The sequence below is a fragment of the Xylanibacter oryzae DSM 17970 genome (assembly GCF_000585355.1).
GTDB classification, from domain to species: domain Bacteria; phylum Bacteroidota; class Bacteroidia; order Bacteroidales; family Bacteroidaceae; genus Prevotella; species Prevotella oryzae.
In genome coordinates this window covers 1,865,835-1,892,808 of record NZ_KK073873.1, presented here as the reverse complement: position 1 = coordinate 1,892,808, position 26,974 = coordinate 1,865,835, and the positions used below count along the sequence as shown (strand labels likewise).

General features: G+C 36.0%; 28 protein-coding genes and 1 pseudogene. 17 read left to right on the top strand and 12 right to left on the bottom strand.

Annotated features, from left to right (window positions below):
• Positions 1 to 3 precede the first annotated feature (3 nt).
• The gene (locus XYLOR_RS07650) at positions 4 to 1,263 is read left to right on the top strand and encodes an ABC transporter permease (protein WP_036878225.1); all 1,260 of its coding nucleotides are present in this window, start codon (positions 4 to 6) and stop codon (positions 1,261 to 1,263) included.
• Positions 1,264 to 1,311: 48 nt separating this feature from the next.
• Here XYLOR_RS07650 and XYLOR_RS07645 read toward each other — a convergent pair whose 3' ends face one another.
• On the bottom strand, positions 1,312 to 2,412 hold the full coding sequence (locus XYLOR_RS07645) for an Mrp/NBP35 family ATP-binding protein (protein ID WP_036880907.1): 1,101 nt from the start codon (positions 2,410 to 2,412) through the stop codon (positions 1,312 to 1,314).
• A 97-nt stretch (positions 2,413 to 2,509) separates the two neighbouring features.
• Here XYLOR_RS07645 and XYLOR_RS14020 point away from each other — a divergent pair, with 97 nt between their 5' ends.
• The 5 genes from XYLOR_RS14020 (at position 2,510) to XYLOR_RS07625 (ending at position 6,912) form a co-directional block, all read left to right on the top strand.
• A complete protein-coding gene (locus tag XYLOR_RS14020) occupies positions 2,510 to 2,650 on the top strand; it encodes a phosphatase PAP2 family protein (RefSeq protein ID WP_245601969.1) in 141 nt (46 codons plus the stop codon).
• 43 nt (positions 2,651 to 2,693) lie between these two features.
• On the top strand, positions 2,694 to 2,894 hold the full coding sequence (locus tag XYLOR_RS14015; RefSeq protein ID WP_051508931.1) for a hypothetical protein: 201 nt from the start codon (positions 2,694 to 2,696) through the stop codon (positions 2,892 to 2,894).
• A gap of 143 nt (positions 2,895 to 3,037) precedes the next feature.
• Positions 3,038 to 3,727, top strand: a complete 690-nt coding sequence (locus XYLOR_RS07635; protein ID WP_036878223.1) for a phosphatase PAP2 family protein — start codon at positions 3,038 to 3,040, stop codon at positions 3,725 to 3,727.
• Positions 3,728 to 3,888: 161 nt separating this feature from the next.
• On the top strand, positions 3,889 to 4,701 hold the full coding sequence (locus tag XYLOR_RS07630) for a winged helix-turn-helix domain-containing protein (RefSeq protein ID WP_169730560.1): 813 nt from the start codon (positions 3,889 to 3,891) through the stop codon (positions 4,699 to 4,701).
• Between the two features lie 105 nt (positions 4,702 to 4,806).
• Complete coding sequence (locus tag XYLOR_RS07625; RefSeq protein WP_036878219.1) at positions 4,807 to 6,912, top strand: TonB-dependent receptor domain-containing protein; 2,106 nt, start codon at positions 4,807 to 4,809, stop codon at positions 6,910 to 6,912.
• 2 nt (positions 6,913 to 6,914) lie between these two features.
• Here XYLOR_RS07625 and XYLOR_RS07620 read toward each other — a convergent pair whose 3' ends face one another.
• Positions 6,915 to 7,331, bottom strand: a complete 417-nt coding sequence (locus XYLOR_RS07620) for an FMN-binding protein (protein WP_036878218.1) — start codon at positions 7,329 to 7,331, stop codon at positions 6,915 to 6,917.
• A gap of 1,110 nt (positions 7,332 to 8,441) precedes the next feature.
• Here XYLOR_RS07620 and XYLOR_RS07615 point away from each other — a divergent pair.
• Both XYLOR_RS07615 and XYLOR_RS07610 read left to right on the top strand, forming a co-directional pair.
• Positions 8,442 to 8,798 (top strand): hypothetical protein, encoded by a 357-nt coding sequence (locus XYLOR_RS07615; RefSeq protein WP_036878216.1) that lies wholly within the window; start codon positions 8,442 to 8,444, stop codon positions 8,796 to 8,798.
• A 38-nt stretch (positions 8,799 to 8,836) separates the two neighbouring features.
• A complete protein-coding gene (locus XYLOR_RS07610; RefSeq protein ID WP_036878214.1) occupies positions 8,837 to 11,149 on the top strand; it encodes a TonB-dependent receptor in 2,313 nt (770 codons plus the stop codon).
• Positions 11,150 to 11,224: 75 nt separating this feature from the next.
• On the opposite strand, the gene rbp is transcribed toward XYLOR_RS07610, so the two are convergent.
• The 7 genes from rbp to XYLOR_RS07575 all read right to left on the bottom strand — a co-directional run bounded on the left by rbp (position 11,225) and on the right by XYLOR_RS07575 (position 17,358).
• Positions 11,225 to 11,548: an RNA-binding regulator gene (gene rbp, locus XYLOR_RS07605; RefSeq protein WP_036878213.1), complete on the bottom strand. Its 324-nt coding sequence runs from the start codon at positions 11,546 to 11,548 to the stop codon at positions 11,225 to 11,227.
• Between the two features lie 230 nt (positions 11,549 to 11,778).
• Positions 11,779 to 12,549 (bottom strand): tRNA (guanosine(46)-N7)-methyltransferase TrmB, encoded by a 771-nt coding sequence (gene trmB, locus XYLOR_RS07600; RefSeq protein WP_036878211.1) that lies wholly within the window; start codon positions 12,547 to 12,549, stop codon positions 11,779 to 11,781.
• An 87-nt stretch (positions 12,550 to 12,636) separates the two neighbouring features.
• On the bottom strand, positions 12,637 to 13,281 hold the full coding sequence (locus tag XYLOR_RS07595; RefSeq protein ID WP_036878209.1) for a DUF975 family protein: 645 nt from the start codon (positions 13,279 to 13,281) through the stop codon (positions 12,637 to 12,639).
• Positions 13,282 to 13,303: 22 nt separating this feature from the next.
• Positions 13,304 to 14,326, bottom strand: a complete 1,023-nt coding sequence (locus tag XYLOR_RS07590; protein ID WP_036878208.1) for a branched-chain amino acid aminotransferase — start codon at positions 14,324 to 14,326, stop codon at positions 13,304 to 13,306.
• A 111-nt stretch (positions 14,327 to 14,437) separates the two neighbouring features.
• Positions 14,438 to 14,635 carry an exodeoxyribonuclease VII small subunit gene (gene xseB, locus XYLOR_RS07585; RefSeq protein WP_036878207.1) on the bottom strand — a complete coding sequence of 66 codons (198 nt, stop codon included), beginning with the start codon at positions 14,633 to 14,635 and terminating at the stop codon, positions 14,438 to 14,440.
• Positions 14,632 to 15,927: an exodeoxyribonuclease VII large subunit gene (xseA, locus tag XYLOR_RS07580; protein ID WP_036878205.1), complete on the bottom strand. Its 1,296-nt coding sequence runs from the start codon at positions 15,925 to 15,927 to the stop codon at positions 14,632 to 14,634. The genes xseB and xseA overlap by 4 nt, the downstream gene beginning before the upstream one ends.
• Before the next feature lie 18 nt (positions 15,928 to 15,945).
• Positions 15,946 to 17,358: a S8 family peptidase gene (locus tag XYLOR_RS07575; RefSeq protein WP_036880905.1), complete on the bottom strand. Its 1,413-nt coding sequence runs from the start codon at positions 17,356 to 17,358 to the stop codon at positions 15,946 to 15,948.
• 271 nt (positions 17,359 to 17,629) lie between these two features.
• Between XYLOR_RS07575 and XYLOR_RS07570 the strand changes: the two genes are divergently transcribed.
• The 9 genes and pseudogenes from XYLOR_RS07570 to XYLOR_RS07530 all read left to right on the top strand — a co-directional run bounded on the left by XYLOR_RS07570 (position 17,630) and on the right by XYLOR_RS07530 (position 24,236).
• A complete protein-coding gene (locus tag XYLOR_RS07570) occupies positions 17,630 to 19,018 on the top strand; it encodes an MATE family efflux transporter (protein WP_036878204.1) in 1,389 nt (462 codons plus the stop codon).
• Positions 18,990 to 19,619, top strand: coding sequence for a cytidylate kinase-like family protein (locus XYLOR_RS07565; RefSeq protein ID WP_036878203.1), 630 nt, complete (start codon positions 18,990 to 18,992; stop codon positions 19,617 to 19,619). The genes XYLOR_RS07570 and XYLOR_RS07565 overlap by 29 nt, the downstream gene beginning before the upstream one ends.
• On the top strand, positions 19,616 to 20,122 hold the full coding sequence (locus XYLOR_RS07560; protein WP_036878202.1) for a metallophosphoesterase family protein: 507 nt from the start codon (positions 19,616 to 19,618) through the stop codon (positions 20,120 to 20,122). Before XYLOR_RS07565 ends, XYLOR_RS07560 begins: the two co-directional genes overlap by 4 nt.
• A gap of 19 nt (positions 20,123 to 20,141) precedes the next feature.
• A pseudogene (locus tag XYLOR_RS07555) lies at positions 20,142 to 20,291 on the top strand (GDP-mannose 4,6-dehydratase); the annotation flags it as partial.
• Positions 20,292 to 20,329: 38 nt separating this feature from the next.
• The gene (locus XYLOR_RS07550; protein ID WP_036878200.1) at positions 20,330 to 20,632 is read left to right on the top strand and encodes a hypothetical protein; all 303 of its coding nucleotides are present in this window, start codon (positions 20,330 to 20,332) and stop codon (positions 20,630 to 20,632) included.
• A gap of 1 nt (position 20,633) precedes the next feature.
• The gene (purT, locus tag XYLOR_RS07545) at positions 20,634 to 21,794 is read left to right on the top strand and encodes a formate-dependent phosphoribosylglycinamide formyltransferase (RefSeq protein ID WP_036878199.1); all 1,161 of its coding nucleotides are present in this window, start codon (positions 20,634 to 20,636) and stop codon (positions 21,792 to 21,794) included.
• Between the two features lie 5 nt (positions 21,795 to 21,799).
• Positions 21,800 to 22,210: a sugar 3,4-ketoisomerase gene (locus XYLOR_RS07540; RefSeq protein WP_036878198.1), complete on the top strand. Its 411-nt coding sequence runs from the start codon at positions 21,800 to 21,802 to the stop codon at positions 22,208 to 22,210.
• Positions 22,201 to 23,139, top strand: coding sequence for a GNAT family N-acetyltransferase (locus XYLOR_RS07535; RefSeq protein WP_036878197.1), 939 nt, complete (start codon positions 22,201 to 22,203; stop codon positions 23,137 to 23,139). The genes XYLOR_RS07540 and XYLOR_RS07535 overlap by 10 nt, the downstream gene beginning before the upstream one ends.
• A complete protein-coding gene (locus XYLOR_RS07530; RefSeq protein ID WP_036880903.1) occupies positions 23,136 to 24,236 on the top strand; it encodes a DegT/DnrJ/EryC1/StrS family aminotransferase in 1,101 nt (366 codons plus the stop codon). Before XYLOR_RS07535 ends, XYLOR_RS07530 begins: the two co-directional genes overlap by 4 nt.
• 21 nt (positions 24,237 to 24,257) lie before the next feature.
• Here the strand turns inward: XYLOR_RS07530 and XYLOR_RS07525 are convergent, their stop codons facing one another.
• From XYLOR_RS07525 to XYLOR_RS07515, 3 genes are read right to left on the bottom strand one after another with little or no spacing between them, the layout of a single operon-like run.
• Positions 24,258 to 24,839 carry a LutC/YkgG family protein gene (locus XYLOR_RS07525; RefSeq protein ID WP_036878196.1) on the bottom strand — a complete coding sequence of 194 codons (582 nt, stop codon included), beginning with the start codon at positions 24,837 to 24,839 and terminating at the stop codon, positions 24,258 to 24,260.
• Entirely contained in the window at positions 24,836 to 26,200 is a 1,365-nt protein-coding gene (locus XYLOR_RS07520) for a lactate utilization protein B (protein WP_036878195.1), read from the bottom strand. The genes XYLOR_RS07525 and XYLOR_RS07520 overlap by 4 nt, the downstream gene beginning before the upstream one ends.
• Positions 26,197 to 26,934 (bottom strand): (Fe-S)-binding protein, encoded by a 738-nt coding sequence (locus XYLOR_RS07515; RefSeq protein WP_036878194.1) that lies wholly within the window; start codon positions 26,932 to 26,934, stop codon positions 26,197 to 26,199. The genes XYLOR_RS07520 and XYLOR_RS07515 overlap by 4 nt, the downstream gene beginning before the upstream one ends.
• Between the last annotated feature and the right edge of the window lie 40 nt (positions 26,935 to 26,974).

Below are 26,974 nucleotides of genomic sequence, written 5' to 3'. Positions count from 1 at the left end.
GATATGGAAAACGAAGGATTTTTTCATAAAATAAACGAAGGTGTACACGATATGTGTTATATCTGGGCTAAAGAGATGAAAGCTATCGTGAAAGACGAAGGTGTGCTTATATTCTTTATTATAGTTCCTCTATTTTATCCTTTGCTCTATTCGTGGATATATAATAATGAGATAGTTAGAGAAGTCCCGGTTGCCGTAGTTGATTTATCTCATAGTGATATGAGTCGTAAATTCATACGCGAATATGATGCTTCTCCGAATGTTGAGGTTGCTTATCATTGCAATAATATGGAAGACGCAAAAGCACTTGTCGGTAAACAGGTGGTTAGGGGCATCCTTTATTTTCCTGAAGATTTTGCGCTTAACATTAATCGTATGACTCAAGCTCATGTGGGAGTATATTGTGATATGAGTCTTATGTTGTATTATAAGGCGGTGTACCAGACTGCGACCGCTATTTCAAGTGACATTAACAGTAAAATACAGATACAGTTGTCCGGCAATTATTCAGATAGAGAAAATGAAATTTCAACTAAGCCATTGGATTATGAAGAAGTTCCTATTTTCAATAATACTGGTGGCTACGGCAATTTCATTATTCCAGGTGTGTTGATGCTAATTCTGCAACAGACATTATTATTGGGCATAGGCTTATCTGCAGGAACAGCAAGAGAGAATAATCGATATAAAGATCTTGTTCCTGTGAGTCGTCACTATCAAGGTATATTCAGAATAGTGTTAGGTAAATCCATGTGCTACTTTATGATATATTCTGTTATGGCAGCATATATAGTATTAGCAGTTCCGAGATTTTTCCATTTCGTATCTATGGGGCATGGAGCGGACCTGTTGGGTCTGATGGTTCCATATTTACTTTCATGTATATTCTTCGGTATGATGCTTTCATGCTTGGTAAGATATAGGGAAAATGTTATGCTAATGGTGATTTTTACATCTGTGCCATTCCTTTTCATGTCTGGAATATCATGGCCACAAAGTAATATACCTGGAGTATGGCAAGCTATAGCCTGTCTATTCCCGTCAACATTTGGTATAAGAGGTTTTGTGCGTCTTAACTCTATGGGAGCAACTTTGTCTGATATACAGCAAGAATATCAAGCCTTGTGGATACAGGCTACCGTTTATTTCTTTATATCATGTATCGTATACCGATACCAGATTATAAATGCAAGAAGGCATGCTATAGAACGCTTAGACAAAATGAAGAAAAGAGTATTATCCGCAAAATATAAAATCAAATAAAAAAGAAAATGTTCGCTTATGTTATTTAAGCGAACATTTTCTTCTTTATTATTTATTTACCTGAACAATATTTGTTGGTCCTTGTTCCTTGTTTCTGCGGTTAGTTACAGTAACCACAGCCTGTGCAAGATTGATGAATGCCTGACCGGTTATGGTGTCTACGTTTAGTGCAGATGGTTCACCGTTATCACCGTTCTCACATATACTCTGTACGAGAGGTATTTGTGCTAGAAGTGGCATATCCATTTCTTTTGCAAGGTTTTTGCAACCTTCTTTACCAAATATATAATACTTATTTTCCGGCAGTTCTGCAGGTGTAAACCATGCCATATTTTCTACTAAACCAAGAATAGGTACATTAACTTTGTCATTGCGATACATGTCAATGCCTTTGCGTGCGTCAGCCAAAGCAACATTTTGTGGAGTACTTACTATTACAGCGCCTGTAATAGATAATGTTTGCAGTAAAGTGAGATGAATATCACTTGTGCCTGGAGGTGTGTCAAGAATAAAAAAGTCAAGGTCTCCCCAGTTTGCGTCTGCTATAAGTTGTTTTAAAGCATTTGATGCCATTCCACCCCTCCATAGAGTAGCCGTATCAGGATTTACAAAAAAACCTATACTGAGCAATTTTATACCATATTTTTCTATTGGTTCTATAAGATCACGTCCATCCTTATTTATAGCGCATGGTCTGGCATCTTCAACATGAAACATCTTCGGTACCGAGGGACCGAAAATATCAGCATCGAGCAACCCAACTTTATATCCGAGCTTGGCAAGAGATATAGCCAAATTGGCAGCTACCGTACTTTTACCTACTCCACCCTTACCACTGCTTACAGCTATGACATTTTTTACGTTAGGAAGCATTTTCCCAACCTCCGGACGTGGTTTTGACTTTGTCTCTACACTGATGCTAACCTCAACATCTTTGCTGATGTTATAGTGTATTGCCGCTTCAGCAGCTTTTAGTGTAGACTTCATAAAGGGGTCTGTATCTCTGTCGAATATCAGAGAGAATGATACTTTCATTCCGTCTATTCGTAAGTTGTCAGCTACCATTTCACTTTCTACTAAGCTCTTTTTGGTACCAGGATATGTCACAGTTGCCAGTGTATCCAGTATAAGTTTCGGATATAATGTCATAATCATTAGTTTTGTTCAATAATGGTACATCAAATATTGTGCCAACGTGGAATCGTTATTATAAATTAATGTATCAGACAATAATATATCTTATTTTGTGGATGCTTATAAAAGTGTACATGGTGAAGAACGTCCGGATGATAGTTTACATAATTCATTCCCATTCGGTCATACTGCGACAGCATTCATAGGTGCAGAATTTCTTTACCGAAATATAAAGATATATCGCCATGGATAGGAGTTGCAATATATGTTGAGCAGCCGGAATAGGTCTTTTCAGGATGTATAACAATTGTCATTGGCTTAATGATATTATTGCCGGTGCTGGAATTGGTCTGCTAAGTACAAAATTATCTTATTGGATTTATCCCAAATTATTTAAGACAAAAGATAGCGCAAGTTATAAAAATAGAGTAAGCTTTGTTGTCATGTCATATTATGCAAACAATCAATATGGTTGCTCTGCTGCAATATTTTTCTAGGTTAATCATTAATTAATAAATAATATATATAAAAAATGTACGATTTGTTACTAAAAATGTTCTTTTTATATTATTTTTTATTTACTTTGCACAGCATTTAAACTGCATATACGAAAAGAACTCGTATTATTTATTATAAGGAGATGCTAGAAACATTACAAAACATAGATTCATCATTATTATTATGGTTAAATGGTTTCCATAATAGTTTCTTTGATTTACTGATGTACATGATATCAAATAAATTTGTTTGGATACCAATGTATGCTTGTATCGTATTTGTTAGTGCCATGAAGTATGGCCTTAAAATGAAAATTGTTTATTTTATAGCACTTTTTGCTATAGCCTTTGCAATAACAGATTATACTTGTGCCACAATACTACGTCCAATATTCTGTCGCCCACGTCCTTCGCAGCCGGATAGTCCTATATACCAGCTTGTGCATATAGTAAATGGAGATCGTGGAGGACATTACGGTTTTCCTTCTTGTCATTCAGCTAATTCTTTTATGCTGGCTACATTATTAACGTTATTCTTCCGAAAGCGTAATCTTACGATATTCATCTATTTTTGGGCTACTATTCATTCATATAGTCGAATTTATCTGGGAGTACACTATCCGGGTGATATATTGGCCGGGGCAATAATAGGATCCATGATTGCTTTTGGTGTTTATTATGCATTTATGCATATTGCAAAATTTAAGGTCAAAGATTCTTTCCGTTATGTGAATTACATACCATATATAGGTCTCATTACATTTGCATTGCTTATTATGTCAGCAACATTTACATCATTATATGGTCATTCGTTACTGGCAAAGTTGTTATAAGATTATGTATAATGATTAATGTCTAATGATTCTCTTTATTTGATTATCCGTTTATGATAGAATTTGTTATATTTGCATTATAATTAAGAATGATGAATAGTAATAAATCAGCAAATATTTCATTAGCGTTTGTGTGTATATTTATGATACTCTCATTTTGTATGGGAGCTAAACAATATACTAGTACCCGTGACAGCATTATCGCCAATCTTAATAGTGCATTGGGTAAAGCTGTTAAGATGAATGCAAAAAACTGGCTTTGCCGAGATACTATACAGTCATATGTAAAACTGCAGAAGAGTATAGGGAAAGAGGTGACCATTCATACCTCAGATAGAATCTTTGCAGATGCTTTGCCTAAGGAGATTGCTAAACAAAATCCTCAAATACAAATTAATGTATTAAGGATGGATTCCTTTAGGGGAGGAGGGATCTCCGCAGGAAAAATCGATGACGGCTATCTCATGAGTGATACAATAATGCTAGTAAATAATTCTAGAATATATGACACAGCCCTGTCTATGCGTGGCTATATATACTGTCCTTTTACTAAAGTTCTTTATATGTCAGATATGAAAGTTCCTTTGGTATTCCTTTTACTTGCGTTGTGCTTTGGAGTATTAAGTATAGTGATAAAAAGGAATAGTAAAAAGACTAATTTACCATCCTCTCAAAAAGATATTGTTTCGTTTGGTGGTCTTGTGTTTTGTAATGAAGATAATTGTATATATGACATATCTCATAACCGCATCAATTTCACCCCCATGGAATATAGTTTGATGGAGATGTTTTATAAATCATCTTCTCACTTTTTACTAAAAAAAGATATTTGTGATGCCTTGTGGCCTGGCAAGGATAATGCTGACGAGAGTTTATATACACTTGTACGTAGACTGAAACAGACTTTGTCTGAGTGTTGCAATGTTAAAATTATGGCAGTCCGCGGCCGTGCTTATCAATTGGAAATCAAATAGATAGAATATTGTCAGCGAATTGTCAGATAAAAGTCAGACTTATTTTTTTGTTCTCATTTTATTACTTCATACTTTTGCCTTCATATTTTAAAAGTAGTAGAAAATATGAAGAAAATTTTATTATTAGCAGCATTTATCGTTATGGTTGCTAATGTATCTGTTGCTCAACAGAATGTATTAATAGAATCTGCAGATAGCACTAGAAATGTAGCAGACAGCGTAAAACTTAATGAAATTACTATTATATCTAATAATAGGATACTTACTAAAACAGGAGGTACTATTGTAGCCAAAGTTAATAACACTGAATTATCGTCTGCCGGTACCGGACGAGATGTACTGAAGCATATTCCCGGTATAAAGGTTACTGATGATGCTTATGAAGTTACAGGGAAAGGCAATACCGAAATTTATATAGACAGCCATAAAGTAAATAGTGTTTCAGAAATAGATCGGCTCGAATCAAAAAATATAAATAGGGTGGAGGTTATAAGACAACCAGGTTCTGAATATGGTGCTAACGTTATGGGAGTTATAAGAATTATTACCAATAATATGACTACAAAAAAAATGAGTGTAGACGGGATGAGTAGAAATTCTTATGGTCGCAATTTTAGTAATTGTGAGAAATTGAGTATAGACTATAAGCCTGGAAAACTAAGTTTGGGAGGAATGTTATATTACTCACTTGATCATGACAAACGCATAATGGAACCTTTATACGATATAAATACAACTGACATATTGAAAGTAAAAGCGAATACGGATATTATTGATAAAGGAAACACTGCGTATTTTCAGGCAACTGCCGGATATGAATTTGATAAGAACAATTCAATTGGCGTGTTATACGAATATGGCTATAGTCCGGATTTTTCTATGAAAGAAAATTCTTCTTATTGTGCAATTCGTAATGGTATAAGTACAGGTCTTACAGAGGAGAACTACATAACAAAAATCAAGAATGCAGATCATCTTATAAATGTATACTATATAGGACATATTAATAATTGGAAAGTCAATTTTAATTCTGATATAGTAGCAAGTTATGAAAAAACAGATCAAAATGGTCTTGACGGGAAAGACATAATAATAGAAACAAATGCAAAAAACTTCAGCAATCTTTATGCAGAGAAACTCAATTTTAGTCACAATATTTTGGGTGGTGAAATAAAATTTGGTGGCGACGTCTCTTTTATAAGTCGTAGAAGCAGATTTCGTAATCCACAGAACATTTTACCAGAATCTGATAACAAAATACATGAAAGCAGAGAGGGTGCATTCACAGAATATTCTATTACAGCAGGAAGCATAGGCGTAAATGCAGGATTGCGTTATGAACATACGGATAATAAGTATTGGGATTCAGGCATACTTATTCAACAGCAGAGTCGTACGTATAACGATTGGCTGCCAACTCTGTCTGTTGATTTCCCTATTGGCGTTATACATTCGTCAGTGAGTTATACAGTTAAGAAAAACCGACCATCATTCAATAGATTACAAAGTAATTTAAATTATAACAATAGTTACATTTATGAAGGGGGAAATCCTCTGCTTATAGCCGAAACTGATAAAAATGCAGAGTGGGACTTATCATACAAGTGGATAGTTCTTCAACTATCATATAAATACGCTAAGAATTTTATTGACTTTGATGGCAGGTCATATGATAAGAATCCGGATGTTGCTATCTTTTCAATAACGAACTATAATCATGCACAGTTTGCAAATGCGTCTTTGTATTTGTCTCCAGTAATAAAATGCTGGAGCCCCGTATTTGGAATAGATTTCACAAAACCATTCTTTACTGCTATGAATAAAGGTGAAAGTAAGAAAATGGATAATCCTACATTCAACTTTACATTTAATAATTCATTAACAGTATTTAAAAACTGTATTGTAAATCTTGACATGAATTACAATACAGGTGGTGATTACGGTCCATGCCATAGTGATCCTTTCCAGACAATAAGTTTTGGAATAAGGAAAAGTTTCTTAAAAAAATCACTTGATGTTCAGTTACAGATGAATGATATCTTTGTATGCCATAATGATTATAGCCTTTATAGTAATAAGTTGGTATATAGCAAGAGCACAATACCTGATTCTAGGCAGGCATTATTAACTATAAGATATACATTCAACCCGCAAAAATCTGATAGGCATGTAAATCATGTATCGGATGAGGATATAAATAGAATCAAATGATTCTATTTATTCCTATTATAATATTCCAGTCCTGATTTTACATTTTGGATAATTGATTTTGAAGAATAAGTCGCCCCCGAAACAGCATCGACATCGGCATTGATAATCTTATTTACTTTTTTACCAATGTAATAAGATTCTAAGGACTTCGTTGCCCTGTTAAAGAAATTAGGAGTATCCATGTTTTGTAATGGCTGTATCTTGACTACTGTGTTTGATTTTATGTAAATAATAAGCGGTGTAGCCCCTTTAAATCCCTTTATGTTTTTGCATAGTTGGGTCGTGTTTACTACATATGTGCTACCATTTTTAGTCATAATATTGGCATCTGCTTTACTGTTGATTACTGCGAATGACGTTCCGCATACGAATACACTGCTAAGTATAGCTGCCGAAATTATTGTTATTTTTCTTTTCATTTTTAGATAGTTTCAAATCATACTGCAAAAATAGGAATAAAAGTTGAAGCACAAGCGAAATACAATTCCACATTTAATTAAAATCATTATTTTTAGGTATTATCACCATCCATTTCATTAAAAATGGAGTACTGCCAATGCTTTTTATAAATCATGAATAAAATGGTCAAAATCATCTAAAGCAGATTTAGAGTCAAAGCAATTCGTTCATTTGGTATGACAGCACAGTAGTTTATCATTCTGATTGTGTATATAGCAAGATATATAGTGTTTTCGTTTTTTTGCTTTCAGCAGGCTATTAAGATGTTGATTATCAGCACATTCGGCTGAAGGCAACTCTTATGCCTGCAATATTGTCTACAATACTCAGATTATATCCCAATGCAGCTTCATCACTTGAAAAGTATACACCTAATTAGTAATAATTGGGATGTCTTGTATTGTAAATCAGTAGCAATTTAAAAAAAGGTGTAAAGGTTAATTGTTTTTTCTTTAATCTAGCCGAAAGATATACACTAAATTAAAGAAGACCAATATTTCACTCATAATCATTACGTATAAGTAAGTAACACATACGTAATTATTTGTAAAAGCTATACTTTGAGAATTTTCGACGACGTCGAACGATCGTGCGACCTTCGTCAAACGATCGTTTGACCTAGGTCGAACGATCGTAAAGAATTATTTCGGCAATAAAAAAGCATAACTTTTAAGCATAAAAAAGGGGATTAATGCTAAAGATTTATCATTATTTGTAAATAGCAGTTTGGGGCGTTAACTATATAGATTAGAAAATATTAGTCAACCTTTATTAGGCATAAAGAATCCAAAATCAACCAATCTTATGGTTAAGGTTTAAATCAGTCAACCTAAATTCTGGAAACACAAATAGAAAACAAAAATACAAGCATAGAAGTTGCCTTCAGTCGAATGTCCTGATAGTCAACATCTTAATAGCCTGCTGAAAGCAAAACGCAAATAACTTTTTTAAGTTATGCTTTAAATTATAAAGGAAAACATCTTATTTATATTGATAGTTGACTTAATAAAAGTTAAACTCTGACAATTCGTATATCAATCTATAATATTTTCATACTTTTGCAAATTACAATGAGGATAGCAAAGAAAAGACAGATTGCGGCAAAGATACTATTATCGATCTTTATACCGATGATGGTTATAATGTATACGCATGTGCATCAGGAAGAACCTGCTACAGATGGCGTATGCACACTTTGTGTACATCATATACACCATGCAGGTCATCTCTCTTCGCAAGGAACAACGGTTCACGACTGTCTTATATGTCAGTTGCTTAGTATGCCTTTTGTCCTTCCTGCTCTTGCTGTTCTCACATCATATATATTATTAACCGTAAGAATACGCAGACAGACAATCTCGTTTATGCCTGTATTGCGTATCAATAATAAATCCCCAAGAGCCCCTCCCGTATATTTGTATTTTTAGTGATTTTCGATTATTAAAATTATAAATTAAAATACGGAATGAAAAAATTATTCTATATCATTATTTTAATGGTATGCTTTAGCATATCATCGTATGCCGATATGGCAAATAAGAAAGCGATGCTTTCGGGTAAAATTACAGATAAAGTTGGTGGAAGTGCTCTTGTTGGAGTTAGCGTATATTTCCCTGAACTAAAAACAGGTACAGTAACTAATGAGAATGGTGAATACCATATGGATAATCTACCCAATGTAAGTACTACGGTACAGGTTAGTTACGTAGGACATCAGACTATCGTGAAAAGTATTAATCTACAAAACACCAGTAATATGGACTTTGTGATGAAAGAGACTAATGCAATGATAAACGAGGTTGTAGTAACAGGCCTGACAGGCAGTTCGTTAATGGCAAAATCACCATCACCAATAACAATAGTATCACCAAGCGAACTATTGCAGCAGTCTTCTACAAACATAGTAGATGCGATATCCAAACAACCTGGTATTTCTCAGATAACGACAGGTGCCGGTATTTCTAAGCCGGTAATAAGAGGACTTGGATATAACCGAATAGCTGTAGTTAATGATGGCGTACGTCAGGAAGGTCAGCAGTGGGGAGACGAACATGGTATTGAGATTGATCCTCAGACGGTGCATTCGGTTGAGATTTTAAAAGGTCCGGCCAGTCTTATGTACGGTTCTGACGCAATGGCAGGAGTCGTAATCTTCCGTGAAGCTCCAATACTTCCGGTTGGTCAGATTAAGGCCAATGTATCATCTGAATATCAAACAAATAACGGATTGTTTGGCTACTCTCTTAATATGGCCGGTAATAACGGAGGTTTAGTATGGAATTGGCGTTACAGTGATAAGATGGCTCATGACTATAAGAACAAGTATGATGGATATGTATATGATTCTCGTTTTAGAGAACATGCACTTTCCGGATTAATCGGTATAAACAGAAGCTGGGGATATTCTCATCTTACTCTAGATGCATATCATCTTACTCCGGGTATAATAGAAGGAGAAAAAAGTGATGATTCGCCTAAATCATACGGTAAGGGAATTCCGTATCAGCAAGTTTATCACTACAAGGCTGTATGGGATAACTCATTCTTGTTTTCAGCAGGTAGCATAAAAGCAACTTTTGCCTATCAGCAAAACAGACGTAAAGAATTTGAAGACGAGGATAATCCAGACCAGTGTGGACTGAACTTTTTGTTGCATACTGTCAACTATGATGTGCATTATGTAACTCCTGAGAATAAAGATTGGAAAGTTGCAACAGGTGTAAACGGAATGTATCAACGTTCACTTAATGAAGGTACTGAGTTTTTGGTACCGGCATACAATCTTTTTGATTTTGGAATGTTTGCTACCGTAGAGCGTGATTTCGGAAAGTTGAATGTAAGTGGAGGACTTCGTTATGATAAACGTCATATCCATGCTGAACATTTAGATGAAGATGGAGTAGCAAGATTTAACTCATTGTCAAAGAGTTTTGATGGCGTAACAGGAAGTCTTGGGGCTGTTTATAACATATTGGAAAATCTTAATATGAGATTGAATCTATCAAGAGGATTCCGATCTCCAAATATTAGTGAATTAGCATCTAATGGTGTACATGAAGGTACTGTAAGGTATGAAATGGGTAACGAGAACTTAAAACCAGAAAATAGTTGGCAACTTGATTTCGGTGTAGATTACAATACACCTGTAATTTCAACCACATTGTCTCTTTTTGCCAATCGAATAAATAATTATATATTCGCCGAAAAAGAATCAGATGCTAGTGGTAACCCTGTAATAAAAGACGGCGTACCTACATATCAATTTGTTTCAGGTGACGCGAGAATTCTAGGTGGAGAGGCTACCGTAGATATCCATCCAGTTGAGAGATTACATTTTGAGAATTCATTCTCTTATGTCAACTCTGTACAATTGCATCAGCCAGATGATTCAAAATACTTACCTTTCACACCTGCTCCTAGGTGGAATTCTGAATTACGCTACGATTTTATAAGAGATGGTAAGTGTCTTAATAATACTTATGCATCTGTAAGTACAGAATGTGATTTGAGACAGAATCATTTCTATGCAGCTAACAATACAGAGACTGCTACACCATCGTATACATTGCTTAATGCCGCAGTAGGAACTGACATAATGCATTCGGGTCATAAGATATTATCTGTATTCCTTACAGCTAATAATATTACAGACAGAGCGTATCAAAGTCATTTGAGCCGTCTTAAGTATACCGGACTTAATCCTGTAACAGGTAGAGAGGGTGTGTACAATATGGGACGTAACTTTGGTATAAAGATTCTTGTACCAATTGACTTGTAATAAGGACATAAAAAAAACTTCTCCAATTTGCTTTCGCAAAATGGAGAAGTTTTTAATATTTGTGCGATGTGCGGATTAGTATCTTCTGCGATCGTAACCACCACCGTTGTTTCCATAACCACCACCACGGTTACCGTAGTTGTTAGGACGTCTTTCTTCTCTTGGGCGAGCAACGCTAACGTTGATTGTACGTCCTTCGAAATCTGTCTCATTAAGGCTGTCAATAGCTTTCTGACCTTCTTCGTCATTAGTCATATCTACGAAACCGAAACCACGTGAACGACCTGTCTCGCGGTCTGTAACAATTCTGGCTGAAGTAACTTCGCCATACTGTGAAAAAAGATTTTGCAGGCTGTCACCAGTAGTGTCCCAGCTCAAATGTGCAACATAAATGTTCATACTTCTTTGTAAAAAATTAAAAATGTTTATTTGTCTTGTACTAAAACAAAGGAATTGATAATGACATGACCTTAGAAGGAAAATTCAAAAACTAACTCTGATGTTCAGTGGGTTCAAAGGTACACATATTATTCTTATATGCAAATTTTTTTAGAGTTTATTTTGCATTTTATGTGTTTTTATTTTTTATTTCCGACTTAAAGAGCAATTTAACCTCTTTTTTAGACTTTTTATTTGCTTGTTTCAAGTCCGCTACGCTTTGGCCTTTTATAGCTGCGATAGTCATCTAGTGGAATTTCTACATTGGGTTCAACTAATGGCGTACTCTGTATTAGTCTGAATTTCATGTATTTGATATTGAGACCTCTGTCTATCCATTGATTTTCATAATAGGTCTGTATGGTTAATATTTTACGTGTTTCATCATCTATTCCATCTGTATGGTATAAGTCTTCTGTTCTAAATATCATATCCAATTTATTCTTTTCAGCCATATATGTCGTATATGTGAAAAGAAAGTTACTATCAGTCTTAAGATGTATTATACCATTATCAACTAAAAAATTACGGTACCTATCCATAAAGAAGGTACTTGTAAGTCGTTTATGAGCATTTTTCATTTGTGGGTCGCTGAATGTAAGCCATATCTCTTGTACTTCATCTTTACCGAAGAACCGTTCTATAATCTCTATATTTGTGCGTAAGAATGCTACGTTGGTCAAGCCCTCATCTATAGCCTGCGTAGCACCGGTCCACATTCGTGAACCTTTTATATCAACCCCAATGAAATTGGTCTCAGGATAAAGCTTAGCCAGTTCTACTGTATACTCACCTTTACCACATCCAAGTTCCAGTACAATCGGATTACCATTATGGAAATATTGTTCTCTCCAATATCCTTTCATTTCGAATGGAACTTGTTCAATAACCGAAAAAGGGTATTGGAAAACATTTGAATAGTTTTCCATATCGGCGAATTTCTGTAATTTTCCTTTGCTCATAAATGTATATTCATAAAATTAAAAAGGTCGTACCCGTGTAGTTTTGCGTACTTCGGATACGATCTTATTATATAGTTGTTATTTGTTCTATTCAGCAATATTCTGCTGCTCTTCAGCTTTCAGATCTTCGTAGAAGTGCGCATGAGCCGTCATATTGTATGGTGTAAGGAATAAAAATCCTATTCCACATGTTATAACACTGAGGATTGCCCATCCTATCATGCTTAAATCAAGTAAGAATAAATCCATCTTATGGCCTTCCATCATTGCCATACTCTTTTCTATAGCTGAATTGTATTTCAAATCAGGTTCATCCTTTAATATATAATTGGTCATACTGTATGAGTATGCCTTTATGAATCCGGGGATGATTAGTAATAGCATCCAAAGCAGCGTATATACTCCTCTAAGTAAATTGGTCAGCAATATTCTGACATAGTCTTTGAATCCTTCAAACATTTCGCCAAGGTCAAGTTCTTTTTCTTCTTTGCGTATGTTTCTCAGAAACATTATTTCAAATCCCCAAGCGATAGGTAGTAATGCTATCTGTATAATATTGCCGAATTCATTAAATCTCATTTGACATGAGTTTGTTGAATGGAAAATAAAAGAGAATGTTGCCGGTATCCCCCCATATATTAATCCAAATACAAGGGTAGCAATGGCTGCATTGCCCCATTTACCAGTTAGCGATTCTACCGCTCTGTCTTTATAACCTGAAATCTTATCCATGGTATTTCTATTATTATGTTAATTATTCAATTACTATTGATACCCAACCGTGCTTGTCTTTTTCATCACCATATTGTATACCACGTAAGTGATTGTATAGCTTGGTAGATATTGGACCTGGTTTGCCGTCTTTGCTTATGACGTAACTCTTTTTTGTTTCTAAGTCATCAATTTTTGATATCGGACTTATTACAGCCGCTGTTCCGCATGCACCAGCCTCTTCGAATGTACCAAGTTCCTCTTCTGGAATCTGACGGCGTTCTACTTTCATTCCATAGTCTTCTGCCAGCTGCATGAGACTCTTATTAGTGATACTTGGCAGTATGCTGGTAGACTTAGGCGTAACGTAAGTGTTATTTTTTATGCCAAAGAAGTTGGCTGCTCCACATTCGTCCATGTATTTTTTCTCTTTGGCATCAAGGTAGAATTCACATGCATAACCCAAGTCGTGAGCCTTTTTGTTGGCAAGCAGACTAGCTGCATAGTTTCCTCCCACCTTATATATACCTGTTCCAAGAGGAGCAGAGCGATCAAACTCGCGTATAATAACATAAGGGTTTGTGGAGAATCCACCTTTAAAATAAGGACCTACCGGAGTCACAAATATCATGAATAGATACTCTGTTGAAGGATGTACACCAACCTGTGCGCTTGTACCAATAAGAAGTGGACGTATATAAAGTGTAGCACCACTCTCGTAAGTAGGAATGTAGTCTTGATTCAGACGTACCACCTTCTTTACCATTTCCTCGAATAATTCTGTAGGAACTTCTGGCATCAGAATACCACGACAGGTACTTTGTAGACGGGCTGCATTCTCATCCATACGGAACACTCTTACCTTACCGTCTTTTCCACGATAAGCTTTTAGGCCTTCAAAAGCTTCCTGTCCGTAGTGCAGACAAGTTGCAGCCATGTGAATGTTTAGGGTTGTTTCAGAACAAACTTCAACTTCTCCCCATTTACCGTTGCGATAATAGCAGCGAACGTTATAATCTGTCGGCATATAGCCGAAAGATAAATTCGACCAATCTAAATCTTTCATAACTTTAATTTATTAAAAGTAATTTTGTTATAATTGAGCACAAAAGTAAGTATTTTGTTGCTCAATTGCAACTATTCTGTGCAGAAAGTTGTAAGTCCGTTACTTTTTTACCTATTTTTCATCAGATTCAAGTATCTTTTTTATTTCTTCGTCTGTTTTTGTTAACTTGTCTTTACAAAATTTAATGAGTTCTTTGGCCTCTTTTAGTTCATTGACCATCATGTCAATATCCAGTTCATCATTTTCAATTTTGCTTACGATTTCTTCCAGTTTCCGTACAGCTCCTTCGTAGGTTATGTCTTTTTTCATTTTATTGTAGATTTTACAGTTCCATTCTCAAGTTTTGTGGTTATTTCATCACCAGACTTTAGTAGCTTGGCATCACGTACAGCTTTTCCATTATATAATGTAATACTATATCCGCGCTTTAGAAGTTTGTCTGGATCAAGAGTCTCGGTTTTTTGTTCAAGCATTTCTATTTTGTGTCTTTGGTTTGTTGTAATCCTTTCACACAAAGGCTTTATATTATCAGTAAGGATATTTAGATGATGCTTTGCCTCGTTAATATCATGGGTCATTTTGTTATAAATTCTTTGCATGACAATATCCAGATGCGTTTCTTGCCTTATCTTAATAAGCGCGAAAAGAGATGGGATAGTACTTGCTACCTTTTCAAGTCGCATTTTCTCCATTTCCATTTTACGCTCAGCAATATTAGATATATTAAACTTTATATCTTCTATTTTTTGATATACGTATTCAAGTCTGTTTATAAGAAACTCTGCAGCAGCAGTAGGTGTCTTTACCCGTACGTTTGATATAAGGTCTAGGATTGTATCATCTCTTTCATGTCCAATTCCTGTAATTATTGGCAATGGGAATTGAGCCACATTCTCTGCAAGTGTGTATGTGTCAAATCCTGAGAAATCGCTTGTTCCACCACCACCCCTTGTAATTACAACAACGTCAAAGTCATCAATCCTTTCGTATATTTGGTTGAGTGCATTTATTATGCTGCTTTCAACAGATTCCCCCTGCATTGTAGCACTGAATAGTTCTGTCTTGAAATAAAGGTGATGCTCATTTTCGGACAAATGTTTGCAGAAGTCACCATATCCTGCAGCCGTGTTACTAGATATAACAGCAATTCTCTGAGTGAACATAGGAATCTCCAGTTCCTTATTAAGTTCAAAAAGACCGTTCTCTTTGAGCTTTATTATTATTTCCTTCCTTCGCTTCGCCATATCCCCAAGTGTATAAGTCGGGTCGATATCACTCACTGTATATGAGAATCCATATGCAGGATGGAAGGTTGGATATAATTTTAGCATAACCTTCATTCCTGAATGAAGACTCTCACCTGCTACTCTTTCGAAATACGGTTTAATAATATTCCAAGTGTTCCTCCATACCATAGCCCTTGCTTTTGCAATAGGCGTGTTGCCATTCTCATCCTTCTCTATGAGTTCAATATAGCAATGTCCACCATTTTCATGAGCTTCTGATAATTCAGCTTCCACCCAATATTCATCAGACATTGTGGTTTCGATAACTTCTTTGACAAGAGAGTTCAGTTCGTATAGGCTAATAGCATTATGCATTATTTTCAATCTGTTTTTTTAATTGTTCAAATTAATGCCATAATTATAAGCTTTCCAAAAATCTGGAATGCCATAACCGAATATGTTATTGGGGGTTTTGTAATTGTTTCCGCTTTTTCTAACTATATCGATAATCTGCAATGCCGTTTTGTCTCTAAGTGCTTGCCATAGGCAAGCTACAAGTCCTGCTACAATTGGTGCAGAAAAAGAAGTTCCCATATCGCTTATTATTGTGCCTCTTCCTGATATTACTTGTGCAGGACTTCCTAATGCCATTACATCTGGTTTTACTCTTCCGTCTTGAGTTGGTCCGATTGAACTGAATGGAGCATTGATGCCATTCGGACTTACTGCACCAACAGTGATTATATCTTTTGCATCTGCCGGGAAATTTATTTTCTTCCAGGTTCCCATACCATCATTACCCGCACTATTTATTAGAACCATACCTTTTCCAGCAACCATAGATGCTGTACGAGATATAAGTGCCGTTATCCCATTTAACTCCTCATATGTATGGCTGCTGCTTTCATCGTCAAAGTTCTGATATCCTAAAGAACTGTTTATTACGTCTACGCCAACTGAATCGGCAAATTCTACAGCTTCAGCCCAATAGTCTTCTTCTGCAGTACTTTCAGACTGAAAATCTTCACATCTTAGTAGCCAAAATGACGCGGCAGGGGCTGTACCTATATATATATAAGGATGTCTTGCTCCCATTATTGATAAAACAGCAGTTCCGTGTTCCTGTTCTCCGTAGAATTTTTCTGATTTAGGATACACAAAGTCTCTTGTTCCTAGTATATTGATATCTTTAATGCAAGGGATAGTATTTGCATTCATAAATCCGCCATCAAGAACCGCAATGCTCATTCCACGACCTTTATATCCTGCTTCATGAAGTTGTATGCCGTTTAACATTCTAATCTGCTCTTCTGCAGCCCCATATTTATGTCCAGAAATAGAATCCCAAGGATTAAATTCATCACGAACATGGTCTGCCTTATAATTAATCGTAACAGAATCAGGTGAAGTCCATGCTTTTATTATTCTCTTTACAAAAGTTAACTTGGACAGTCCTTCCAATAGGTTCTTGTTCTGTGAGCGAACTAATAATGAATTGTTCCATTTACTGTGGCTTACAATTTTGATTCCTCTGTCTTCTATTTCACTTATATATATAGGAGAAATAGGCAGATCTGTAGAATCTATTGCAATATTTTGTCTTTCGCGTCTCTCTATTGATCTTTCTGATAAATACTTCTGTGGCCTTTCCAGTGAAAATGGCGTGCCGTATTTATCTTTAAGCATAATTCTGTACATGTAGCATTTCCCACCTGGATAAGAAACTGTACGCATTGCTTGCTCGTGAGAGAACGAAGGCAATACGCATAATATCATCATTAATATTATGACAATGTATTTATTCATCAGGTTGAAATTCATTTTGTGGATGCAAACTTACATCTATTTGTGTAAATATCCAAGAAAACATTCGAAAAATGATGTTATACTATCAAAAATCTCATTATCCAAAGGTAATTTTATATTATATAAAAAAGTTACTGGTTAAAGTTGAATATACCTTTAGACTTGTGATACTTTTATGTCTTTGCTGTTTTAGATAACTATAAATAATTACGAAATACGAATTACTATTCGATATTTTTTTGTAATTTTGCACCTTATAAATGAAAGATTAATGGAAAACAAAAAAGCTACTATTGCATTAGGTACTGAACCTGTTGGTAAACTGCTCATGCAATATGCTATTCCTGCTATTATAGCAATGACAGCTTCGTCTTTATATAATATGGTGGATAGCATTTTTATTGGACAGGGCGTTGGCGCTCTTGCAATCTCTGGACTTGCAATTACATTTCCCCTTATGAACCTTTCTGCAGCATTTGGAGCTGCCGTAGGTGTTGGAGCATCGACGTATATTTCTGTAAAATTGGGGCAGAAAGACTATAAGACAGCTGAAATGATTCTTGGCAATACCTTGGTGCTTAATCTTATTATCGGAATTTCGTTCAGTGTAATAGCATTGATGTTTTTGGATCCAATACTTTATTTTTTTGGTGCAAGTGTGAATACAATAAAGTATGCTCGCGATTTCATGGTTGTTATTCTTTGTGGAAACGTTTTCTCGCATATGTATTTCGGATTGAATGCAGTCTTGAGAGCAGCCAGCAAACCGAAGCAGGCGATGTATGCCACGATGTTTACAGTAGCCCTGAATACAATTCTTGACCCAATATTTATTTGGCCTCTTCACTTGGGTATACGAGGTGCGGCATATGCTACAGTCTTATCTCAGATGGTAGCTCTTGCGTGGCAATTGTGGATATTCAGTGACAAACGTGAACTGATGCATTTTCAGAAAGGCATATTCCGTCTTAATAAAGATATAGTAAAAAATATTATAGGTGTTGGAATGTCTCCATTTTCAATGAATGTATGTGCTTGTATCGTGGTTATATTTATAAATACAGGATTGTCGCATTATGGAGGAGATCTTGCTGTTGGCGCTTATGGTATAAGTAATAAGCTTGCATTTATATTTGTGATGATTACAATGGGAGTTAATCAGGGCATGCAACCTATTGCCGGATATAATTATGGTTCACAACAGTTGGACCGTCTTGTAAAAGTTCTAAAATATGCTATGATAACTGGAACTGCAATTACTACTACGGGTTTTATAATTGGCGAATTTTTCCCATATGATTGTGCACGTCTTTTCACAAGTGATAAGACATTAATAGATATGAGTGTAAGGGGCATTAGAATTAATATGATGATGTTCCCTATAATAGGTTTCCAGATGGTTACAACTAATTTTTTTCAGAGTATAGGAAAGGCAAAGATAAGCATGTTCTTATCTCTCTCAAGGCAATTGATATTCCTATTACCATTACTTATAATATTGCCTTCTATATTCGGAGTTGATGGGGTGTGGGCTTCACTTCCTTCTTCTGATGCTTTAGCTTCTATTGTAACTGGAATTATAATGTTTTTGCATATGAGAAAATTTAAGAAACAACATAATGCTAACATAAATGGAGAACGATATGAAAATAATAATTAATGTGGGCCGCCAACTAGGTAGTGGAGGACATATAATAGCCAAGATGCTTGCAAGTGACTTTGGTTGTAAATTATACGATCGTGAGTTATTAAATTTGGCAGCAAAGGAGAGTGGATTTAGCAAAGGCGTATTTGAACAGAATGATGAGCGTAAAGGGTTTTTAAAATCGTTGTTTCATATACATACTCCATATGTAAGCGACAATAGCTTCTATAACAATAATCTTAGTCAGGAAAGTTTATTCCAGTTTCAAAGTGATGCAATACGCAAAGCTGCTGAAAAAGGTTCTTGCGTTTTTGTCGGTAGGTGTGCCGATTATATATTGCGTGACTATGACAATACCGTAAATGTTTTTGTTACTGCTAATATTGAAGATAGAATAAAAAACATATGCAAACGTAGAAATTGTGATGTTGATACTGCGAGTAAGTTTATATGTTCGCATGAAGCAGACAGAGCATCATATTATAATTATTATACAGGGAAGAAATGGGGGCATAGCTCTTCTTATGATATTTGTGTCAATTCAAGTGTTTTAGGACTTGAAGATACCGAAGCTTTTATAAGAGAATTTATAAATAAAAGATTCAATTTAGAATGAAAAGAATCGGAATAATAAGCGATACCCATAGTTATTGGGATGATAAGTATCTGAAATATTTTGAAGAGTGTGACGAAATATGGCATGCCGGAGATATCGGATCTATGGAAGTCGCTGAGAAATTAGCAGCTTTTCGTACATTCAGAGCCGTATGTGGAAATTGTGATGGAGGTGATTTACGCACAATATATAAAGAAATCTTACGTTGGAAGTGTGAGGATGTAGATGTGCTAATGAAACATATAGGTGGCTATCCTGGAAATTATGACCAAAGTGTAAGAGGCATGATATATGCCAGTCCTCCTCAGCTATTCATAAGTGGTCACTCTCATATATTAAAGGTTAAATATGATAAGACACTTAACTTACTGCATATAAACCCGGGAGCTGCCGGATTACAAGGATGGCATAAGGAGAGAACAATAATACGGTTGACTATTGACGGGAAAAATTTTAAGGACATGGAAGTCGTAACTCTTGCTGATCCAAGAAAAGAAATATAATACAAAAATATATTGCAGTATGAAAACCTATTTGGTAACTGGTGCAGCAGGTTTCATCGGTTCAAATTACATAAAATATCTGCTTAAGAAGAAGTACAAAGACGATGGTATAAAAATAATCGTGCTTGATCTGCTTACTTATGCCGGTAACCTTGGTACAATTAAAGATTACCAGAAGTATTACAATCAAATGTACGGAAACAGATAATGGATATAATATCACAAGAATTGCAAGAATTCCTTATACGTTTGGGTAAAGATCCTGAATGTGTGGATGAGAAGACTGTACATTATGTAAAACATATATTGCACCTTCTTTCAACAGACGATGAGTTTGCTATAGAGATGTATTACGGTCTATTCGGAATAGAAACACATCCATTGGATGATATAGCATCGAGACGAAGTTTGTCTACAGCTCAGATGATGTCTGTTATAGAGGCCGCCTTAAGAAAACTAGCCATTACACCAGAGTGGCAGATGGTGAAACAATTGATAAATAAAAAATAATATGAAGAAGATTTTGTTATTAGGTTCTGGAGAACTAGGTAAGGAATTCGTAATTGCGGCAAAACGTGCGGGACAATATGTGATTGCATGTGACCGTTATGCAGACGCACCTGCTATGCAAGTAGCAGATGAGGCTGAAGTTTTCAGTATGTTAGATGGTGATGCTTTGGATGCTGTTGTAAAGAAACACAATCCGGATATCATAGTACCTGAGATAGAGGCTATACGCACAGAACGCCTCTTCGATTTTGAAAAGCAAGGGGTTCAAGTAGTTCCTAGTGCAAGAGCTGTCAATTTCACCATGAACCGTAAGGCAATACGTGATTTGGCATCTAAAGAGTTAGGCTTGAAAACAGCTAAATACTTCTATGCTAAGACTTTTGATGAACTAAAAACAGCTGCTGATACCATTGGTTTCCCTTGTGTGATCAAACCACTGATGTCTTCATCAGGCCACGGACAGAGCATCGTTAAATCTGATGCAGAACTTCACCAGGCTTTTAAGGAGGCTATGGAAGGCAGTAGGGGAGATGTAAAAGAGGTAATAATAGAAGAATTTATACATTTTGAGAGTGAATTTACTCTTCTTACTGTAACACAGAAAAATGGAGAGACACTGTTCTGCAGTCCTATAGGTCATGTTCAGAAGAGTGGCGATTATCGTGAGAGTTGGCAACCTTATGCTATCTCAGATAAAGATCTTAAGGATGCTCAACATATGGCAGCTGCTGTAACAAAAGCATTGACAGGTGCAGGAATATGGGGCGTGGAATTTTTCTTGAGTAAAGATAATGGTGTGGTATTTTCAGAGCTTTCACCACGTCCACATGATACAGGTATGGTAACATTGGGACATACACAAAATCTTAATGAATTTGAACTACATTTCCGTGCGATAATGGGATTGCCTATTCCTGCAATACATCAGGAACATGCAGGAGCTAGTGCCGTAGTTCTGGCTAAAGAAGAAGCAAATCATCAACCTGAATTCAATATGCTGGATGTTTTGAAAGAAGACTATACTCGTTTGCGCTTATTTGGTAAGCCAACACAGAGGGTAAACCGTCGTATGGGTGTCGTTTTATGTTATGGTGATGTAAATTCAGATATAGATGCATTGCGTGACAAGGCCAAACGACTTGCTGCTACTGTAATCAAATAGTATAGATGGATGAATCAAAAGGTAAAATAATTGATTTACATAAAATAATAGATCCGAGGGGCAATCTCACATTTGTTGAAGAATGTAGAGATGTGCCCTTCAATGTATCTCGTGTCTATTGGGTTTATGATGTGCCTGCCGGTGAAAGTAGAGGAGGGCACTCTCATAAACATTGTAAGGAATTGCTTATTGCTATTAGTGGTAGTTTTACTGTTTCGCTTGATGACGGTAAAACACTTGATAAGATACTTTTGAATCATCCTTATCAAGGACTTCTTATTGAAAATGGAGTGTGGAGAACGCTTGATGATTTTTCTTCCGGAGCAGTATGCCTCGTTTTGGCTTCCGACTATTTTGAAGAGGATGATTACATTAGGGAATATGATGAATTCTTAAAAGATCAAGAATGTTTGTAATAAATAGATACACAGAAGAAAAGCAACGAGAGTGGAATGTGTTTGTCGCTAAGTCAAAAAATGGTACTTTCCTTTTTGATCGTAACTATATGGATTATCATAAAGTTAGGTTCTGTGATTATTCCTTAATGATATATATGGATGATAAATTGTACGCTTTGTTTCCTGCTAATGAAGATAATGGTACACTCGTGACACACGGTGGACTTACTTATGGAGGCCTCATTACAAACATTTATTCTAGAGCAGATGACATCTTGATATTGTTTAAAGAACTAAATATTTATCTCAAGCAAAACAATATACATAACGTTATTTATAAGGCAATACCATGGATATACCATCGTATACCTTCAGAAGAAGACTTGTATGCTTTGTTCAAAGAGTGTTCGGCTAATCTCATTAAGCGTGATATATCATCAGTAATTATACCGCGTAGACCTTTAAAATGGAGCCGTGACCGTAAATATGGTGTAAAAAAGGCTAATGCAAATAACATAATTGTAGGTCAAAGTGATGATTTTAAATCATTCTGGAGAGTCTTAACAGATAATCTGCAAGACAAATACGGCGTAGCGCCAGTGCACAGTTTGGAAGAAATCCTTTTACTTAAGTCCCGATTTCCGCATAACATATTATTATATACAGCTACAATAGATGATGAAGTATTAGGAGGAACAGTTCTTTATGTTACTCCTCAGGTTATTCATTCTCAGTATATTTCTGCGAGTAAGATGGGGAAAAAACTGAGAGTTATAGATGCGGTGTATGATAGAATCCTTAATTATGACTTTGTTGATTATCCTTATTTTGATTTCGGAAAGTCTACTGAGTGTGGAGGGCACATATTTAATGAGTCTCTCATCTATCAGAAAGAAGGTTTCGGTGGGCGTGGAGTTTGTTATGATACTTATGAATGGAAATTATGATAAAGTATCTGGAATTACAAAAGATTACAGCGTTGCATAGTGAAGAGATTCATAATGCAGTTGATAATGTTATTAATAGAGGCTGGTATCTTCAAGGATTGGAAAATAATATTTTTGAGTCTGATTATGCCTCTTATATCGGTAGCCAATATTGTGTCGGTTGCGCGAATGGATTAGATGCGCTTACATTAATACTACGTTCGTATATTGAGTTGGGCATTATTAATCTAGGTGATGAGGTCATAGTACCTGCTAACACATATATTGCATCTATATTGGCAATAACAGAAAATGGACTTAAGCCTGTACTAGTTGAACCACGTATTGACACATTTCAAATAGATGATCAATTAATTGAAAAAGCAATAAGCCCTAATACAAAAGCAATAATGCTTGTACATCTGTATGGAAGATGTGCTTATACAGAATACATAGGTTATATCTGCAAAAAGTATCATCTTAAATTGATAGAAGATAATGCCCAAGCGCATGGCTGTCTTTATAATAGCAAGCATACCGGTTCTCTTGGAGATGCTGCCGGACATAGTTTTTATCCAGGTAAGAACTTGGGCGCATTAGGAGATGCGGGTGCTGTTACAACAGATGATAAACAACTTGCAGAAACCGTTCGTGAAATTGCCAATTACGGTTCTTCCGAAAAGTATGTATTCAAATACCGTGGTCGCAACAGTAGATTAGATGAGATTCAGGCTGCAGTACTTGACGTTAAATTGAGATACCTAGAAGAAGAAAATGCAATGCGACGGAAGATTGCTTTAAGGTATATTTCTGAGATAAAGAATCCGTCACTAATATTACCAGATAAGAATTACTACAGCAAAAGTGTATTTCATATTTTCCCGTTGGTATGTGATAAAAGGGATGATTTGCAACAATACCTGTTGGCAAATGGCGTGGAGACTATGATACATTATCCAATACCACCTCATATGCAAAATTGTTATTCAGGTGAATTTGATAATTTACAACTGCCTATAACAGAAAAAATACATCGTCAAGAGTTAAGCATACCCTTGAATCCGGTTCTATCCGAGAAAGAAGTAGATCGTGTTATAACTCTACTCAATAGATTCTAATAATAATGATTGAAGTTGTAATCAATCAGTAATAACAATTGTTACACCCCTTGCAGCCTGTGCACCCATAACAAGAGCTTGCTCAATATCTGCAGTCTTTGATGGTCCACTGATAAAACACCCGTATCCATAATCAGTCATCTTGATTTGAGCATAAGCCTCATGCATATTATTTACTATGTTCTTACGGCTTACTATTATTACTAACTCTTCTGATATGAAACACACTGCTTTCTCTTTCATAGTCTGTGGAATCCATACGCATGCGTTTTCTGCTACACCAAGTTCTCCTTTTAGTATGGCAACATCTGTACCGTTAAGGTCCTGTGCTTCTTCTACAGTATCAGGATTGATGTTTGCTATTGTGATATTTGGAAGATTGCTTGCTATAACTTTTGCTTCAGGATACAAGCCTGCAATCAAATGGTTTAAGTCATCACCATTTTTAAGTTCAACCACTTTGCATCCTGCTATTTTACTTGATTCGATGAAAACTGCTATTTTATCTTTGTATTGTATACCCTTAATATCTATATCAGGCATGTCATAATCCTTTTTTATATTATGACGGATTGTTTTCAGTATATCTTCTTTACTACTCATACCTTACCTTTTTTAAACATTGATTGAAACGATTCTTTGGCGAATGTCGGTAATTCGCGTCCTTTTCCCCAAGCATTTAATCCATTATAGATTAGGAATCTTGGCATGTGGTTTACTATAGGTGCGAACTTCAGACTTGTATTATATAGAGCCGGATGATCATAAACGATGCTCATGCCTATTGACATCAGCTTTTTCATCGGGTCGGCCTTGCCGTCAGCATCCAGTCCCTGTCGCCAAAGATATATCTGTTCAGAGAGATTGATCTTTGCAGGACAAACATTATCGCAAGAGCAACATAGAGAGCATGCACTTACATTATCCGAATATTTCTTCTTGTCGTGTAACATCCCCAGATTGATACCTATCGGACCTGGAATAAAATATGTATATGAATATCCACCAGAACGGCGATATACAGGGCATGTGTTCATACATGCACCGCACCTCATGCATTTTAGTGTTTCCCAATGTTCCTCGTTTGCAATTATGTCACTCCGACCATTGTCAACTAGTATTATATGCATTTCAGCACCCGGACGCGCTTTTCTGAAATGAGAAGTGAAAGCTGTTGTTGGTTGACCTGTAGCAGAACGGCATAGTAGACGCTGGAATACAGCTAAGGACTTATAGTCAGGTATGATCTTTTCCAGTCCCATTGCTACGATATGTAGTTTAGGCATAGACGTACTCATATCAGCATTACCTTCATTGGTGCATACCACAACGTCGCCTGTTGCAGCAACTCCAAAGTTACACCCGGTCATCCCCGCACCTGCCTTCATAAATTCGTCACGAAGACTCATACGTGCACAGTTGGTAAGATAAGTAGGATCATAATTACCCTTTTCACTATGTAACTTTTCCTCAAAGAGTTTTCCAACCTCTTCACGCTTTATGTGAATAGCAGGCACCACTATATGACTTGGTTTCTGATCCAAAAGTTGTAGTATCCTTTCCCCCAGATCGGTTTCGACAACATCTATGCCTTTACTTATAAGATAGCCATTTAGTTCACATTCCTCTGTGAGCATAGATTTACTTTTTACCATTTTCTTTACGTTATGGTCTTTCAGTATAGAGTATGTTATCTCATTAAACTCATCAGCATCTTTAGCCCAGTGCACAATTATACCGTTTTTCTCAGCGTTGTCAGAAAACTGTTCCAGATATTTATCCAGATGAGTAACGGTATGACGTTTAATATCACTCGCCAATTCCCGCAGTTGTTCCCACTCATCAAGTCCTAGAGCCATATTATCACGTTTGCTGCGTAAATTCCAGAACGTGTTGTTATGCCATGTTACCTTATTCACGTCTTTATTGAATACGTGAGCTGCTTTTGTATGTAATGTACTCATAATCCTGCTGCTAAAATTTGTACGACATGAATGAATTTTATTGGTCTGTTCAGTCTGCGCGCTATGCCCTGCATGTGAATAAGACAAGAACTGTCAGGGCCTGTTATATATTCAGCCCCAGTCTCGATATGATTATCAATCTTATCAGTTCCCATACGTACAGATACATCTGGTTCTTCTATTGAAAACATACCACCGAATCCGCAACATTCGTCCACTCGGTCAGGTTCCTTTACGGTTATTCCTTCAACCAAAACCAGCAAATCTTTTATTTTAGAAAACTTCGGAATATTTCTTTCGCTAGGTGAAGACAGTCCAAGTTCGCGAACGCCATGGCAGCTGTTGTGTACACTTACTATATGTGGAAAATTACCTGGCAAAGACGTAACTTTCAGTACATCATGCAGAAATTCACATATATCCATAATTTTGCTTGATGTGATGCATTCGTGTTTACCTTTCAGTATACGCGGGTAGTTTATTTTCACAAAAGCCGCACAACTGGCCGATGGTGCTACGACATAGTCGTATTCTTTGAACATGTCATCAAACTTTTCAGCTATTGGAAGAGCCATCTTTTCAAAACCGGCATTAGCCATAGGCTGTCCGCAACAAGTTTGTTTTAGAGGATAACTCACGTCTACGTTAAGATACCTCAATAGTTTGTATGCAGCTACACCTACTTCAGGAAATAGAGCATCCACATAGCATGGAATAAATAATCCTACTTTCATATTATTGATTGGTAATAATTGTGTGCGAATATACGAATAA

Coding starts and splice junctions, on each gene's coding strand:
- XYLOR_RS07570 (WP_036878204.1), top strand. CDS start 17,630: ATGGAAAACAAAAAAGCTACTATTGCATTAGGTACTGAACCTGTTGGT.
- XYLOR_RS07520 (WP_036878195.1), bottom strand. CDS start 26,200: ATGAGTACATTACATACAAAAGCAGCTCACGTATTCAATAAAGACGTG.
- XYLOR_RS14015 (WP_051508931.1), top strand. CDS start 2,694: ATGTATAACAATTGTCATTGGCTTAATGATATTATTGCCGGTGCTGGA.
- XYLOR_RS07590 (WP_036878208.1), bottom strand. CDS start 14,326: ATGAAAGATTTAGATTGGTCGAATTTATCTTTCGGCTATATGCCGACA.
- XYLOR_RS07525 (WP_036878196.1), bottom strand. CDS start 24,839: ATGAGTAGTAAAGAAGATATACTGAAAACAATCCGTCATAATATAAAA.
- xseB (WP_036878207.1), bottom strand. CDS start 14,635: ATGAAAAAAGACATAACCTACGAAGGAGCTGTACGGAAACTGGAAGAA.
- XYLOR_RS07550 (WP_036878200.1), top strand. CDS start 20,330: ATGGATATAATATCACAAGAATTGCAAGAATTCCTTATACGTTTGGGT.
- trmB (WP_036878211.1), bottom strand. CDS start 12,549: ATGAGCAAAGGAAAATTACAGAAATTCGCCGATATGGAAAACTATTCA.
- xseA (WP_036878205.1), bottom strand. CDS start 15,927: ATGCATAATGCTATTAGCCTATACGAACTGAACTCTCTTGTCAAAGAA.
- XYLOR_RS07620 (WP_036878218.1), bottom strand. CDS start 7,331: ATGAAAAGAAAAATAACAATAATTTCGGCAGCTATACTTAGCAGTGTA.
- XYLOR_RS07625 (WP_036878219.1), top strand. CDS start 4,807: ATGAAGAAAATTTTATTATTAGCAGCATTTATCGTTATGGTTGCTAAT.
- XYLOR_RS07530 (WP_036880903.1), top strand. CDS start 23,136: ATGATAAAGTATCTGGAATTACAAAAGATTACAGCGTTGCATAGTGAA.
- XYLOR_RS07645 (WP_036880907.1), bottom strand. CDS start 2,412: ATGACATTATATCCGAAACTTATACTGGATACACTGGCAACTGTGACA.
- XYLOR_RS07565 (WP_036878203.1), top strand. CDS start 18,990: ATGGAGAACGATATGAAAATAATAATTAATGTGGGCCGCCAACTAGGT.
- purT (WP_036878199.1), top strand. CDS start 20,634: ATGAAGAAGATTTTGTTATTAGGTTCTGGAGAACTAGGTAAGGAATTC.
- XYLOR_RS07560 (WP_036878202.1), top strand. CDS start 19,616: ATGAAAAGAATCGGAATAATAAGCGATACCCATAGTTATTGGGATGAT.
- rbp (WP_036878213.1), bottom strand. CDS start 11,548: ATGAACATTTATGTTGCACATTTGAGCTGGGACACTACTGGTGACAGC.
- XYLOR_RS07650 (WP_036878225.1), top strand. CDS start 4: ATGGAAAACGAAGGATTTTTTCATAAAATAAACGAAGGTGTACACGAT.
- XYLOR_RS07535 (WP_036878197.1), top strand. CDS start 22,201: ATGTTTGTAATAAATAGATACACAGAAGAAAAGCAACGAGAGTGGAAT.
- XYLOR_RS07540 (WP_036878198.1), top strand. CDS start 21,800: ATGGATGAATCAAAAGGTAAAATAATTGATTTACATAAAATAATAGAT.
- XYLOR_RS07630 (WP_169730560.1), top strand. CDS start 3,889: ATGGGAGCTAAACAATATACTAGTACCCGTGACAGCATTATCGCCAAT.
- XYLOR_RS07615 (WP_036878216.1), top strand. CDS start 8,442: ATGAGGATAGCAAAGAAAAGACAGATTGCGGCAAAGATACTATTATCG.
- XYLOR_RS07515 (WP_036878194.1), bottom strand. CDS start 26,934: ATGAAAGTAGGATTATTTATTCCATGCTATGTGGATGCTCTATTTCCT.
- XYLOR_RS07575 (WP_036880905.1), bottom strand. CDS start 17,358: ATGAATAAATACATTGTCATAATATTAATGATGATATTATGCGTATTG.
- XYLOR_RS07595 (WP_036878209.1), bottom strand. CDS start 13,281: ATGGATAAGATTTCAGGTTATAAAGACAGAGCGGTAGAATCGCTAACT.
- XYLOR_RS07610 (WP_036878214.1), top strand. CDS start 8,837: ATGAAAAAATTATTCTATATCATTATTTTAATGGTATGCTTTAGCATA.
- XYLOR_RS07635 (WP_036878223.1), top strand. CDS start 3,038: ATGCTAGAAACATTACAAAACATAGATTCATCATTATTATTATGGTTA.